Below are 15259 nucleotides of genomic sequence, written 5' to 3'. Positions count from 1 at the left end.
CTTTCCTGAAACCTAGGTTCACAATATCTTGATTATCCTTTGATTACACCGCAGATTTACTCGATTTGAATGTTTACCATAGTCTCATTACCTACTTCATCGACAGCAGTTATCCTATGTTTTCCCTTTAGGGGTAAAATTCCCATTTCATGAAAGTTCGTTGTCTGTCCCAAATACTTTTCATCCAAATACCAAAAAACCCGGGACCTAGGCTTCGTATGGGCAATTTTCAGCACCAACTCGTTCAAGTGCCCTTCAAAGTTCTTGGTTAAGCCGATTCTACTATTGTTTTTAGGATAAATGAATTCCATTGAAGGCTCTAGTGCATTTTTACAATCTTCCCTAAAAGGAGGTAATGGGCGGTAGGTAGGATGGTTTTTTTTATAATAAAACTCCATCAAAGGAGGAAGTACGAACCAAGATTCATTATGTGCTTCGGCTACATTTACACAAGAAGAATTCACCCGAAATTGTTTGTTTTGATCTAAAAGAATATTCCTGTGGTAATGACATGCCTTTACATAATTGTTCTTTCTAGGAATGGTAATTGTCTTCGTAGGACAAATATTAGTTGCCAAAAAACCACTGTTTCGGCAAACTTCTACCTCAACAAACTCATCTAAAGGCTTTTGGAACCAGACAGATTTCGGAAGTACGTCGAATACATCAAAAAGTATAGGTGCCGCGCTTGATACACCTGTTACATTGGGCCTACCTTCCCCATCGGCATTACCCACCCAAATGCCAACCACATAATCCTTTGTAATGCCCACGGCCCAAGCATCTTTATTTCCAAAACTTGTTCCTGTTTTCCATGCAATTTCCTTACTACTATCGTAAAACTCCCACGACTCTTGGCCTTCAGGACGGTTTACCTCTTTCATAGCCTCAAACGTGAGGTATATGCTACCTGCATCAAAAATAGTCTTTTCTAAAGATTTATCACCAAAATCTATTTGTTTTTCTTCCAAAATAATCGGTTCGGAAAATTCCTTATCATAATACTCACTCGAAGTCTCATTGAAGTGATTTATGGTCGAGGCCATTGACGCATACGTTTTACAAAGATCCCAAAGACTGCTCTCTGCCCCTCCTAAAATTAAGGTAAGACCATAATAATCGGCAGGCTTATCAACACCCTTAAGGTTAAAAAAGTTCAATTGGTCCCGGAATTTCTGGAGTCCATATTTTTGTAATAAACGAACTGCGGGGATATTCAATGAACGTGCCAACGCTTTTTTGGCCTCAACCGCACCGCTATAATCCTCATTATAATTCTCCGGTGTGTAACCCGAAATTTGAGTGGGCACATCGGGGACCAACATTCCAGGCAAAAGTTCACCGGCATCCAACATGGCGGCATATAACAATGGTTTTATAGTACTCCCAGTGCTTCTGTTGGCCTGGACCATATCTACATCTTTTTGGTGATGGTTATCTGTTGGTGTGTTGCCAACATAGGCCAAAACCTTTCTCGAATGCACATCCATTACCAAAATGGCCGCATTATGAACTTGATTTTGTTTTAGGTTTTGATAGTGCTTTTTTAAAATGGAATTTGCATTTACCTGTAGATTCGCATCTATGGTCGATGCTATACGTTCCCCTTTATGGTTCTTCGCTAAGTATTGCAACAGATGTGGTGCTATTTTCGGTAAATGATAAGGCTTTTGGGGTAATTTCTCCAATAGGGCAAGTTGGTATGTGGTACTATCCAAGATGCCTTTTTGAAACAGTTTTTGTAGTAATCGATTTCTTTTCTTAAGTAATCGTTCTTGGTTTTTCCCAGGGTAGATTAAACTCGGGGCATTGGGTAAAACCGCCAAGGTTGCAGATTCGGCCCATGATAATTGATGAGCTTGTAAACCAAAGAAACGCCAAGCGGCAACATCCAAACCCACCACATTACCACCAAAAGGGGCATAACTTGCATAGAGTTTCAATATTTCCTCTTTGGAATACCTAAATTCCAGTCGGGTAGCAAGAATCAATTCAATTGCCTTTTCCCAATAAGTACGTTTTTTACCATTTCTGGATAAGCGAATGACCTGTTGTGTCAATGTACTTCCGCCCCGAACCGTTTTTCCTGCTTTTAAATTAGATCCGATCGCCTTGAACATGGAAATGGGATTAAAACCCGGGTGCTTATAAAAATAGGCGTCCTCAAACTGGGTGATACAAGTTTTGAACTTTAGGGGAACACTGTCAACTTCAGGGAATCTCCATTGCCCATCTTCGGCAATCAATGCTCCCAAAAGCTTTCCCTCATTACTTTCCACAACAGTGGCCGTAGGATGTTCAAACAGTTTTTTGGGCAAACAGAAGTAATATGCCACAAGAAGAACCAATAGAAGCATGGATTTCTTGGGATTTTCGGTAATAATCTTCGTAGATATATTCCTTGCCTTGGATAAAAATTTAAATATTGAACCCATATTCCCGCTCTACAAAGCAAATTCTAACCTTATACCAGGCATACCAATCGGATTTCCCTTTTTTCTGGGCGAATAAATGTTCGGTATTTGTTTTCCACTTTAATATATCCTCTAAGCTCTCCCAATAGCTCACGGAAATACCTATTTCATCACGGGCACTTTCAAAACCTAAAAAACCCGTTTGCTTCCTTGCAAGGTCTTCCATTTTTTGGGCCATTTCTGCATACCCATTTTCGCCTTCCGTTCTTTTATTCGTAAAAATCACAGCATAATAAGGTGGTTGCATAATATGTTTGCTTACTGTTTACGGATTATTCCTTTTAGGCAATACCGGCCAAAGCCATTAAATGATATACTCCTTCTCTAAAAAATAGGCAACTATCGCTTCTTTCATAAGAACGGATTGTTCTCCTGCCTTTAATGCAGGTAATTCCTCTTTAATGGCATAATGGGGCCATCCATCTTCATCAAAATATTCGAACTCGTAATACCCATAAGGTTCCAATAATCGACAGATGGCAATGTGCATCAGATTCAATTTTTCGTCTTTCTTGAACGTATTATGGATCTGTCCCAATTCTTGAACCCCGACCAAATAAATAATGGCATCCAACTCCATAGTGTCCCCATCGGCAAATTGTACCGATAGTTTCTGTACCAACTGCTCCCAGCGTTCTTTTAATTGAAGGTCTCTTGACATAGATCTGTTTTCAGCCTCAAAGGTACAAATCAATGTTTTATATTTGTTTATGGAACGTGTTTTGGTTTTTAAAAGAACTATTAAAGCACAGTGTTGTATTAAATCCTAGGCCAAGCCAAGGATCTACCTTTAAAAACAATCATGATGGGAGTATTGGATATCGTTTTAGGTTTACTGCTGGTTTACGGACTCTACAAAGGTTTTAAAAACGGATTGTTCATTGAAATCGCTTCGATCATCGCTTTGATCGCAGGACTCTACGGGGCCATTCATTTTTCTTATATCGCAGGTGATTACCTTGCCCAGAACATGGAATGGAACGAGCGATATATGAACATATCAGCTTTTATCATCACTTTTATCATTATTGTTATAGCAGTTCATCTCGCAGGAAAGTTCTTGACAAAAATCGCCGATTTTGCCATGTTAGGCCTTTTGAACAAACTGGCAGGAGCTATTTTTGGGGCGTTAAAGGTTGCCGTTATCGTTGGCGCCCTTTTGGTATTTTTTGAACGTGCAAACTCTTCGGTTAATATGGTGAAAAGCGAAACATTGGCCGAATCTGTCCTTTATGAACCTGTAAAGGAAATCGGCGCATTGGTGTTTTCCAAGGTTCTTGAAGGAAAAGAAGAAAATGGCACTGAGAAGGAATAGAACCTAAAAAAACCTTCAATTTATTTCTTTGTTCCTTAATTTTGAAATGACTAGCCTAAACTTATCTTTCGGCAAGAACCATTGCTTTTATAAAGCAAAACCTTATAAATGCCCATGATAAGTTTTCAAAAAATATAGTGTTTCATTAACTGAATTATCAATGCATTTAAAGTAAATTGGCCACATGACCATACATTGTAAGAAACAACATCCTACAATTGGGTCTTCGGTTAAATATCATCTTGTAATCCGTTTCGTATAACGAATTGTATTACAATAAATTACAATGAGGCTATTCCCGTAGTTTAGAGATTAATTTGGCCATTTAACGATTTAAAACTTAGGAATAGATTAGGTTTTTTTCTTTTGTAAGTGAGAACAATGAAATGAGGGCACAGTGAAAAGACTAAAGGACACTCCATATTACCATAGGGCAATACACGAAATAAATTATAGTTTTGGGGATTTTTATTTATTCGACACTTTTATCGTTGGTGAAATCCATGAGAACGTACATGCGTCCTGGAAAGATCACGGAAGGTTGATTACCGAAGAACTATCCAACCTTTACGACAATAACGGCAAAGATCTCGTTTATATTTCCAATAGGGTAAATGACTATTCATTGGTTCCTACGGATTGGAAGAAATTCTTCAAAATGAGTTATAACCTAAAAGCCTATGGCATTATCAGTTATACCAAAACAGGATATTTCAATGCCATGTTAGAACGAATGTTCGTAAACACCAAACTAAGATGGTTCAATTCATTGGAAGATGCCATTCAATGGGTTAGCGAAATTTCTGATTCAAACGTATTTCAACCCATTTCCAAAAGGGCTTCTATTTAACCCTTAAGATTAATTGGTTTACTGAACAACTTCTATCCATTTACCCTTCGTACGTGCAACATAATCATTGTCGTACATAGCTTCTGCCTGCACTCCCGGTAAATAATAAGTACCCAAATAAGACGCATTAAGCAATACCCTGAAAGTTTTGGTTTCATTCTTACCAAGATCAAAATAGAAATTTGTTCGATCATCCCGTACATCTGTATGATCGACTTTATTCTGGGCAAAAAAACCAAAATCGGTAAATCGGGTATTAACAATTTCCCACCCACTAGGGAAAATTGTTGTCAACGCGACATTCTCGATCTTGTTAGCGGTTATATTGGTCAAAGTCACCTCTGCCACAAAATCCGTTCCTTGCATGATCTTTGAAACGTCTATTCGAGAACCATCCCTTCCTTTAAAAACCGAACTCACCCTAAGATTACGTTCCACTACTTTTTCTTCTCCCACAGGTAAAATTCCACTGTTCACAATAGTCGCATAAAGAATGTTCTGTTCTTCGTTTACCATGGTTATGGAGTTATTCCCTTCTTTGATTTTCAACTCGTTAGTCGCCAAGGTTTTAGCGGTTTTTATAGCGGTTGAATTCCCATTCAGGGTAATCTTGGCCTTGATTCCTTTACCACCGATCATCCCCGCAAACTTTGACATTGCCAGAAGGCTATATGCCGTGCTTTGGGTACTCATCCATCTTTTACCCCCTAAATTCTGGGCTACGGTATTAGCCAGTTCCTTGGCCTTGTCCATGTTCTTTAAAAGCACAAAGGTTTCCAAGGCCATTGCCCTATTCCTACTTTCCGAACCATAGGTGTAATAATTGAATTTATTATCGGAAAAATCAAAAGTGGCACCGGAAATAATTTCTTCCGCCACACTCTTTTGACCGATCAACGCATAAGTAGCAGCCAATCGGTATTTCGATTCATTGGAAAGATTATTCGTCTCCCGCAATCGGTTCATCGAGGCCACATCGGCATTACCAGACAAGGCCAAGGTGTATAAACGATAGGCCTGTGCCAAATCCGAATTTCCAGAACCACTGCGCCATTGTTTTGCAACCTGCTGCTGATAACCGACCCAACTAGACTTAAATCCTATCGGTAATACGAACCCTTTTTTCTCGGCTTCCAATAAAAAATGTCCGGCATAAGAGGTTCCCCAATCATTAACACTTCCCTGTCCGGGCCAATAAGAGAATCCCCCGTTCGGCAACTGATAACCCCCTAAACGCTGAATGGCATATTCCAGGTGTTTCTGGACCTGACTTTTTCGATTGCTGTCCAAATCAAATATATCCGACAAGTACAACTGTGGAAAAGCGGCCGATGTAGTCTGCTCTATACAACCATGCGGATAACGGATCAGATAGTTCATTCTACCATTGAAGTTCATGGGAGGTAAGGTCGAAATTTCAATTTGTGCAGTATTGCTACCTGAAATACCAAAGGTCTGTAAATCGAATGTTTGGCTTTCATGGCCTTCAAGTACCAAATCCTGTACCGTGGAAGTCATCGGGTTGGGATTGACCACATCAATAGGAATTTCAAACGAAGCCTTTTCTCCATTACCGGAAGCCTCAACGATTACTTTGCCAACACCTTTAAAATCGGAAACATTCAAATTAAAATAGACCATTTTCTCATCGGGCTGGGCAAACGTGATCGTCTGTGAAGCGGCACCATCAATAGTGAATGCTTGATCCTGCTTGATCTTCACAGTTACACTCTTCACCTTTTTTTCCATCGCAAAAACAGTAATTGGCAGGGTTACCTTTTCCCCTGGGGTTATCTTACGGGGCAAGGAAGCCAATACCATTAGCGGTTTACGAACGGGAGTGGTCTTTTCGATTCTTCCATATGCTTCTTTAATATTATCACCGGCCACAACCATGGTCCTCACCGACCCCACATACTTTGGCATTTTGATTTTATGTGATTGGGTCTGGCCTGATTTTAATTCGAACGGACCTAAATAAATGACCATAGGTTCAAAACGGTTCGCTTTCTTATTCTTGGCACCTGCCATTTCCCCGTCTCCACCAATGGCGAAAACCTGATCGATTCGACCACCGAAAGCCCCTATAACTTCATCATAAATATCCCATGTCTTTACACCCAATGCTTCTTTGGCATAGAAAGTGTTCCAAGGATCCGGCGTTTTGAATCGGGTAAGATCCAATAGACCTTCATCTACCATGGCTATACTGTAAGTCATTGCCTTTTTGTTCTTCTCGCTTACTTTTAGGGTTATGCTTTCTTCTGGGCGAAGTACATCGGGCATAGCGAGAACAGGTTCCAATTTGGTATTTTTATCCTCCACGGAAATGGGAATAACCCCATATAAACGAAGGGGTGAATCGTTTAGGGAAGATGCATGGGGCTGCAGTAATGATATGTGGATAAAGACATTGGGCGTGTACAGATCCTTTATAGGCAATTGAAACTGGGTTTCCCCTTTTGTGGTCTCGACCCAAAGCGATTCTAATACCTCGCTGCCATTTTCAACGGTAACCAAAGCCCTGCCTCCTTCGGAACTAGGGAAAGTTACGTTTGCGATTTCACCAACATTATACTTTTCCTTGTCTGTAGAAAAAACCAACATAGTTGCTGCCGAAGGGTCATTTTTCCTTGATTTCCCTGCCCATCCCGGCCAATCTATGTATATGGTCTTTCCTGTTGCATGACCCCCTTTGAGATCCTCAACACGTACTAAATAACGGCCCCAATTGGGATATTTCAATTCAAAGGAAAAAGTTGCCTTGCCATTTGAATCCGTACTTATGGTTTCATCAAATACCTTCTCCCTATAATTACTACTACTGAAATTACTGAGATTATCCGCAGAAGTGTCCCACCACCATCTCCAATTCACCTTATGAATGGTTACCTTCAGGTTTTTTGCTGCCGTGGGTTTACCTTTTTCATCAACCGAAACCACCTCGAAAAGGTGTTTGGTATCGGTCAATAGCATACCTCTTGTTTTGTCACCTTTCGGGGTGTTTAGTCCAACATAAGTTTCATAAGGGGAATATGGCTTAACAAATACATCGGTACTGAAATCACCGCCGTTTTCATAAACTTTGGTCATGAATGCCGCACTTAGCATACCTGGAGAACTATTTGTCGGTTGGGCATTCATGTTAAAATCAGCCTTACCCTCGGCATTCAACCTACCTTCAAAAATACGTTGTTCCTCAGCGGCAAAAACCCTTGTAGGGTCATCGAAGACGTACCCTGGAAAAGATTTGAAACTCGTTTTTTGTGCATTGAACTTAGTGGTAACATCTACTTTAAGGTTTTTGGCAATGGCCCCATGTAACCATTTCACTTCTAAATGACCGGCTATGGGTTTGGCTCCTGAAAGAACCTCCCCGTCAAATTCAGATTTGATCTTTAAACGATTGGGTTTTATGGTCTCGACCTTAATCGTTTTGGTAAACGAAGCCCCACCTACCGACACTTTCGCCAACCAATTTCCTGTTGGGGCATTTTCATCGGTTTTTAGATTGAAATGATAAAAATTATTCAATCCTGAAGTTTGTACTTCTCGCAGTACCACTTTATTATAGGGGTCTATCAGTTCCAATTTAACCGGATGGTTTTCGGGTAATTTATTGGCATTATCGTTAAGCAAGAACGAAAGGTAGATTTGATCTCCAGGACGCCAAACCCCACGTTCCCCAAAAATGAATCCTTTAATGCCTTTTTGTAGTTGTACTCCCGAAACATTGAACTTACTTACCGATAGTGCATTACCATCATTAAGTTTTACATAGGTTTTCTGCCCATTGTTCTCGGCCATGGCAAAGAATGCCGTTTTGTCGGCGTCGAATAGGGATGTACCATCCGCATCGGTGATTACATTACCTATTGGCTGTTGTTGAAAATTAAAGAAAGTAACCTTGGCACCTGCTATGGGATTGGTATTCAAGATATCGTTCACCGCAACAAAATAACTGTTATTGACTCCCTTTTTTATGGTCAGTCCTAAGTCACTGGCCAGAACGTTGATCCCTATTTTCTTGTTATAGTAGTACGAGGTGTGACAAGGGTTTTCACGCTCGTTCCAATCATAGTTGTAATAATAATCTTCATAATAGGTTTCAACACCATCCCATGAACTAGCTTCCTGCTCTTCATCAAAGTTCTCTTCAGTTTCTTCCTCTGTACTAAAATTGGTGCTATCACATTTATAGGAACTGTAGGAAGGTTTAAAGTTGAATTCCACCCGATAAATGGCACCCGGATCAGGACTTATCAATGTCTTAAGATCCAATGCATGTGCCGACCATTTTCCGTAAGTATTCGACAATTGGGTGTGTAATTTTATTTTCTTGGCTGCAATCGGGCGTGCTACGGAACGTAGGTTATAATTGCCGTTCATTTCATTGCCCTGAAGAAATTGCAGTACATTGTTCTCATATATCTTTAAAACAGTGACGTCAACTGCTTTAAGGTTTACCGTCTCAAAATTAATCTTTAGGTTGTTCGATGAAGGTAATATGGTACCGTTCGATAAAAACCGAACTTCGGGTTTTATTTGCTCAAAGGCCACACGTTCTTCGAACTTGGATTTCAATTTATAACCATCGGCACTTTCGATTCCCTCAAAAACCTCGAGCAGGGAAGAACCTTTGATTTCTTCGCCGGGATATACTTTAAGCACATTCCCATTTATAGAGAATTTGGGACCTGAAGAGCCTTCCAAGACCACCAATCCTTTCAAGTTCTGGCCTTTTTTTATAGGATCCGAAAAATTGATCAAGACCAATTGCTCTTCTCCGGTTTGCACTAATGCTTCCAACACCGTGAAATTGTTCTTACCGGGAATATTTATCGTATTCTTCCCTGAGCTTTCTATTTGATGCTTAGATCCATCCCATGAGATTTCCAATGAAGTATCTTCTTCGAATCGTTGTATACTGTCAATTTTAAAATAGAATTGGGTACCTTCCTTAACGGTCTCTTCAAAACTTACTTTAATTTCTTTACCTTCTTGTTTTACCGATATGAGTTGTTTCAATACTTCTAACGACATTACATCCGAGCTACGTACTTGGCCATTTATGAACTGTAATTGTTTTGAATAAGATTGTAACGGTTCTGTATAAAGATTAAATTGTTGTTTTTGTGTCTTCACTCCAAATGCCATGCTTCCCAACTCTTTTGGGAGTTCATCAACAATATCCTTCAACATTAAAGTAAAGGTATAATCGGTATCTTGTTCAAAACCTTTTTCCGGAATAAAAGCTAAGGTTCTATTGTTCAGGGCCACGACTTTCCCTTTTACTTTAGGGGAGACTGAAAGTAGGTCACTATTCAACTCATCACCACTTTCCCATGATGTTACAGGTTGTTGAAATACAACCCGAATATCACTTTTTACGGAAATTATACCATGACTAACCTCAGAAATATATTCTTGATATTTACCAAGGTCGTCCAAACGATCAATTGTATTTTCTTTTTTTGGGTTACATCCGATAAAAATTAGGAGAAGAACAGCGGAACTTAAAAACCGAAAGATTTTCATGAAATGATAATTTATATATAAAAATAAGAGGGATTTTATTAATAAACGTCCTAATTCGCAGAAAAGTAAAAGAAGGTTATATTAATTTTAAATTGAGGGTGGACCTTGGCTTCATTTATCGATTATGAATCATCAGATTTTGACCGTGATATATATGATAAATGTAAAAGTGGGATGCAGTTCATCGAAAAAAAAGATATTTTCATACGGATTTACAGCAATTTTTTATATCATTACCACAGTTGAAAAGACCCCATTCAACTTTAGAGCACGAGACCCCAATTCTCCACCTACTTATACCGGAAAACACCTACTTACAATTTAGAACATTGTATGAAAATGAGATTGCCGCACGCATTCCTCATAATGTTTGTCTTCATTTTAGGTTCTTGTAGTGAAGAATCTTTGGATGACGCGAACATTCTTGAGGCAAAGAATGACATTGAAGTAGAGAACAAACTCTTGGATATAGTCAATGACCATCGCTTGTCATTAGGCTATACATCTTTAGAGTCCAGCACCCTTGCCTATAAATATGCCAATGAGCATAACGATTATATGATAGCTACCGGCAACCTAAGCCATGATGGTTTCAGTTCAAGAGCCTCAAGTATAGCAGCTGAGGTCAATGCCGAAATGGTAGCCGAAAATGTAGCCAAGGATTATACCACGGCGAACGAGGCTTTTGAAAATTGGCTGGCAAGTTCCGATCATAAAAAAACAATGGAAGGTGATTTCACCCATACTGCGGTAAGTGTAAAGAAAGATTCCGAAGGCAATCTATACTTTACCCAGCTCTTTTACAGGTAACCTCCAAGTACGGCATTCTTTTCTTACATTTGAATCTCTGATCTTATTAAGATCGGTACAAGTCGCCAATAATAGCCTTTAAATATTCAAATTTTTATTATGCCTGTTCTACCTCCTTTTAACCTTAATAAGTGGATCGAAGAAAATCGTGAATTACTCAAACCACCTGTTGGGAATAAAAATCTTTACAAACAATCCGGGGATTATATTGTAATGATAGTGGCCGGGCCAAATGCCCGTAAAGATTACCATTATAATGAGACCGAAGAACTTTTTTATCAATTAGAAGGGAATATAGAGGTACATATTCAAGAAGAAGGACAAAAAAAAACCATGAAGCTTGGCCCTGGCGACATGTACCTGCATCCTGCGAAAATACCACATTCACCCGTTAGGCACCAAGGATCAATAGGTTTGGTCATAGAAAGAAAAAGGGTTCATATGAAAGTTGATGATGGTTTACTCTGGTTCTGCGACAACTGCAACCATAAGTTATATGAGGTCTATTTTACGTTAAATGATATTGAAAAGGATTTTCTTGGGCATTTTAAACGTTTCTATGGTTCCGAAGAATTGCGCACTTGTGATCATTGCGGAACGGTAATGCCAGTAGATGAACGTTTTACCTCAGACAATTAGACCATGAAAATAGCAATAAACATACTCATAGGACTGGTTGCCGCATTGCATTTATATTTTCTTTGGTTCGAAATGTTCGCTTGGACCACCAAAGGCAAAAAAATATTCAATACGTTTCCAAAAGACCTTTTCGAACCTACAAAAACCCTAGCGGCAAACCAAGGGTTGTACAATGGCTTTTTGGCCGCGGGACTCCTTTGGTCTTTTTTTATCAAAGATCCTACTTGGGCAATGAACATCGCACTCTTTTTTTTAGCATGTGTTTCAGTTGCTGGTATTTATGGTGCACTCTCAGTAGACAAAAAGATATTCTTTGTACAAGCCGTACCAGCACTTATCGCAATTTCCCTAATTTTATTTGGTTAAACAGAACTTGGATAACCACAGTACGTCCAATTAAAGTTCAATACCCATAATTATTCATAATTTTGTCATAGATTTAACAATACTAAGTCAAAAAGTTATAAAATGTCAAAAATAGCAAAGGAATTCGGCATCGATGATGCCCTCCAAAAATTAGGTATAAAAGATATTAATGAAGGTACATCAACAGGTTTGGTCAATTTTGGTTCCGGGGATATCATTTCATCATACTCCCCTGTAGATGGCGCCCTCATCGGAAAGGTAAAAACCACAACCGCATCGGATTTTGAGAAAGTAATGAACAGTGCAACCAGCTCTTTCAAAACCTGGAGAACCACCCCTGCGCCCCAACGTGGTGAAATCGTACGTCAGTTCGGGGATAAACTTAGGGAACTCAAAGAACCATTGGGCAAATTAGTTTCCTATGAAATGGGAAAAAGCTATCAAGAAGGCTTAGGTGAAGTACAGGAAATGATAGACATCTGTGACTTTGCGGTCGGACTCTCACGGCAGCTCCACGGCTTAACCATGCACTCCGAACGCCCAGGACATCGTATGTACGAACAATACCATCCTTTAGGTGTTGTAGGCATAATCTCGGCTTTTAACTTCCCAGTGGCCGTTTGGGCATGGAATACTGCCTTGGCATGGGTATGTGGTGATGTTTGCATCTGGAAACCTTCAGAAAAAGCACCACTTTGTGGCATCGCCTGCCAGAATATAGCTGCCACGGTTTTTAAGGCCAACAACTTGCCTGAAGGTATTTCTTGTTTGATCAATGGCGACTATAAAGTCGGGGAACTGATGACCCATGATAATCGCATACCTTTGGTTTCCGCGACAGGTTCAATTCGAATGGGAAAAATCGTAGCTCAGGCCGTTGCCTCAAGGCTAGGGAAATCACTGTTAGAACTTGGAGGGAACAATGCCATAATCGTTACCCCTGATGCTGATATTAAAATGACTATTATCGGAGCGGTCTTTGGTGCGGTCGGTACAGCTGGCCAACGTTGTACATCTACAAGAAGGTTGATCGTTCATGAATCTGTTTACGATACCGTAAAAGATGCCCTTATTAAGGCCTATAACCAATTAAGGATCGGAAATCCTTTAGACGAAAACAACCATGTAGGCCCTTTAATAGACACCGCTGCCGTTACCCTATATGAAAAAGCTTTGAAACAAGTTGAGGAAGAAGGAGGCAAAATGATTGTCGAAGGTGGAGTTCTAAAAGGTGAAGGCTTTGAAAGTGGATGCTATGTAAAACCAGCCATTGCTGAAGCTAAAAACGATTTCGGGATTGTTCAACACGAAACTTTCGCACCCATTTTATATCTATTAAAATATTCCGGCGAGGTACAAAATGCCATTGCTTTACAGAACGGAGTAGTTCAAGGCCTATCATCGGCAATTATGACCAACAATCTTCGTGAAGCTGAAAACTTTCTTTCCTGTGCGGGAAGCGACTGTGGTATTGCAAATGTGAACATAGGTACCTCTGGTGCGGAAATCGGAGGTGCTTTTGGTGGTGAAAAAGAAACAGGTGGAGGGCGTGAATCAGGTTCCGATGCATGGAAGATTTATATGCGCAGACAAACCAATACCATAAACTATACTACCGAACTACCTCTTGCCCAAGGAATTAAATTTGACTTATAACCCCATAAAAAAACCCGCTGACCGTTTCAATTAGGTATCTTGCTGTAAGCTATACCATCTAAAACGGTCAGCGGGTTCTCAACCAACTAACTAACTCAAATTATAAAGAAATAATTAAAGTTCCATTGTTCTGACCATTCCATACTTAGGTCAAGATTCCAATTTTCTTCGTTCGTGCTGTTCTACTTTCCAACTACCTTCCAATAAGGCTTGGGTGCCAAGGACAACCACCATACAGCAAAAAGTGAACAGGTTCTTGATTTTGGCTTTCATATAGTTGTTTTCTAACAAGTTCCCGATTACATAAACCTACTAGTAACTTTAATTAAAACCAAGTATTTCTGTGCCATTGGTCACATCTTTTGTATGAATGTATCGATTGTCATTGTTATTGACATTCCTAAACAACTCCATTCATTCTAAATGTTATTTCAATTCAATAGCAAACCCGATCCCAATGCCGGAACCTTGTCGGGAGAGATAGGGCCAAATCTTATATTTAGGGCAATTTCCAAAAAATACCCGTACAGTCATTCCCTTTTTTTCATACTTGGTAAGGAAAGTTGTGTGAATGGTAAACCATGTCTATTTCTACCCCCTTGATTCAGAGGATTTAGTATGGATTTTTTAACATTTTTTAAGTTTTTTTACTACATTGGGGATCTAAACACTAAATGATCATAAACAATGACAAAAAAATCTACAAACCTACTAGGGATAATCATCATTATTCTGGCAGGGACGTATTTTTACATTACCTGTTGCAGTGAATGTGGAATGGCGTCTAACGAAAAGCCCCAGAAAGAGGTTATGGCCCCAGTGGTACCTGAAGCTACGTCATACCCCTTTGCTTTCAACTCTGGAGGCTATGACTACAGTACAAACGACAATTTCAATTTTAATCCATCATCCGCCGATATTCTTATGCCGGTTTCCCAAAATGTTGAAAATGGAATCGACGGATTAAAATCTTTCTTGACCAACAATGCCGGTAAAGTGGTCAACATAACCGGTTTTTATAAAAGCGATGAGGAAAACGATTCCGCATTCCCCAATTTGGGATTGGCAAGGGCCAATGCCGTAAAGAACTATTTTGTTTCTAAAGGTATTCCGTCTAGCGTATTAAATCCCGTAGGCGTCTTGAATGATGACCTGATTCCTAAAGACAATATATACTTAGGACCTTTGGAATATGGTTTGGGAGATCGATCTGAGGATGCCGATGCCAAATTAAAAGAATTATATGATCGCATAAACAACGATCCATTAGTTCTTCAGTTCAACACTGCGGAAGCTTCAATAAACATGACCGCCGCACAACGACAAAAATTCGCTGATATCTCTTCCTATTTAGATAAGGTTGATGGTTCAATGGCCAATGTTGTAGGCCATAGCGACAATACCGGACAAAGAGCTGCCAATATCGTATTGGGCCAACAGAGAGCGGACTTCGCAAAATCCTATTTAATGCGCAATGGAATTCCTGAAAGTAAAATAAATGCAACTTCAAAAGGTCCTGATGAACCTATTGCGAGTAATGCTACCGAAGAAGGAAAAGCACAAAATAGACGAACCGTAATTACTTTAAATTAAATCACTAACCTTAAAACG

12 protein-coding genes are annotated in these 15259 nt (G+C 39.6%); 7 read left to right on the top strand and 5 right to left on the bottom strand.

Features of this window, described 5'->3' with window-relative positions:
* Positions 1 to 56 precede the first annotated feature (56 nt).
* The 3 genes from pbpC to R3X28_RS03060 are packed head-to-tail and all read right to left on the bottom strand — an operon-like array spanning position 57 to position 3135.
* The gene (gene pbpC, locus R3X28_RS03070; protein WP_317662311.1) at positions 57 to 2435 is read right to left on the bottom strand and encodes a penicillin-binding protein 1C; all 2379 of its coding nucleotides are present in this window, start codon (positions 2433 to 2435) and stop codon (positions 57 to 59) included.
* Positions 2419 to 2721, bottom strand: coding sequence for an antibiotic biosynthesis monooxygenase (locus tag R3X28_RS03065; RefSeq protein ID WP_317662309.1), 303 nt, complete (start codon positions 2719 to 2721; stop codon positions 2419 to 2421). The genes pbpC and R3X28_RS03065 overlap by 17 nt, the downstream gene beginning before the upstream one ends.
* 57 nt (positions 2722 to 2778) lie before the next feature.
* Positions 2779 to 3135 (bottom strand): hypothetical protein, encoded by a 357-nt coding sequence (locus tag R3X28_RS03060; RefSeq protein WP_317662307.1) that lies wholly within the window; start codon positions 3133 to 3135, stop codon positions 2779 to 2781.
* A 144-nt stretch (positions 3136 to 3279) separates the two neighbouring features.
* Here R3X28_RS03060 and R3X28_RS03055 point away from each other — a divergent pair, with 144 nt between their 5' ends.
* Together R3X28_RS03055 and R3X28_RS03050 are read left to right on the top strand one after the other, a co-directional pair.
* Positions 3280 to 3789 (top strand): CvpA family protein, encoded by a 510-nt coding sequence (locus tag R3X28_RS03055; protein WP_317663054.1) that lies wholly within the window; start codon positions 3280 to 3282, stop codon positions 3787 to 3789.
* Positions 3790 to 4186: 397 nt separating this feature from the next.
* Positions 4187 to 4639: a hypothetical protein gene (locus R3X28_RS03050; RefSeq protein WP_179955004.1), complete on the top strand. Its 453-nt coding sequence runs from the start codon at positions 4187 to 4189 to the stop codon at positions 4637 to 4639.
* 18 nt (positions 4640 to 4657) lie between these two features.
* On the opposite strand, the gene R3X28_RS03045 is transcribed toward R3X28_RS03050, so the two are convergent.
* Positions 4658 to 10177 (bottom strand): alpha-2-macroglobulin family protein, encoded by a 5520-nt coding sequence (locus tag R3X28_RS03045; protein ID WP_317662304.1) that lies wholly within the window; start codon positions 10175 to 10177, stop codon positions 4658 to 4660.
* A gap of 333 nt (positions 10178 to 10510) precedes the next feature.
* Between R3X28_RS03045 and R3X28_RS03040 the strand changes: the two genes are divergently transcribed.
* From R3X28_RS03040 to R3X28_RS03025, 4 genes are all read left to right on the top strand, one after another.
* Positions 10511 to 10987 (top strand): CAP domain-containing protein, encoded by a 477-nt coding sequence (locus tag R3X28_RS03040; RefSeq protein WP_154363364.1) that lies wholly within the window; start codon positions 10511 to 10513, stop codon positions 10985 to 10987.
* 99 nt (positions 10988 to 11086) lie between these two features.
* Positions 11087 to 11626, top strand: coding sequence for a 3-hydroxyanthranilate 3,4-dioxygenase (locus R3X28_RS03035; RefSeq protein WP_282053768.1), 540 nt, complete (start codon positions 11087 to 11089; stop codon positions 11624 to 11626).
* 3 nt (positions 11627 to 11629) lie between these two features.
* On the top strand, positions 11630 to 11992 hold the full coding sequence (locus tag R3X28_RS03030; protein ID WP_154363368.1) for a DUF1304 domain-containing protein: 363 nt from the start codon (positions 11630 to 11632) through the stop codon (positions 11990 to 11992).
* Between the two features lie 102 nt (positions 11993 to 12094).
* Positions 12095 to 13648 (top strand): aldehyde dehydrogenase family protein, encoded by a 1554-nt coding sequence (locus R3X28_RS03025; RefSeq protein WP_317662299.1) that lies wholly within the window; start codon positions 12095 to 12097, stop codon positions 13646 to 13648.
* 150 nt (positions 13649 to 13798) lie between these two features.
* On the opposite strand, the gene R3X28_RS03020 is transcribed toward R3X28_RS03025, so the two are convergent.
* Positions 13799 to 13921, bottom strand: coding sequence for a hypothetical protein (locus R3X28_RS03020; protein WP_281351200.1), 123 nt, complete (start codon positions 13919 to 13921; stop codon positions 13799 to 13801).
* Between the two features lie 414 nt (positions 13922 to 14335).
* Between R3X28_RS03020 and R3X28_RS03015 the strand changes: the two genes are divergently transcribed.
* On the top strand, positions 14336 to 15241 hold the full coding sequence (locus R3X28_RS03015; RefSeq protein ID WP_154363370.1) for an OmpA family protein: 906 nt from the start codon (positions 14336 to 14338) through the stop codon (positions 15239 to 15241).
* Positions 15242 to 15259 lie beyond the last annotated feature (18 nt).

The sequence above is a fragment of the Maribacter sp. TH_r10 genome (genome assembly GCF_033101095.1).
Taxonomy (GTDB): domain Bacteria; phylum Bacteroidota; class Bacteroidia; order Flavobacteriales; family Flavobacteriaceae; genus Maribacter_A; species Maribacter_A luteus.
The sequence above is the reverse complement of the archived record's forward strand: the minus strand, read 5'-3'. Positions and strand labels throughout refer to the sequence as shown.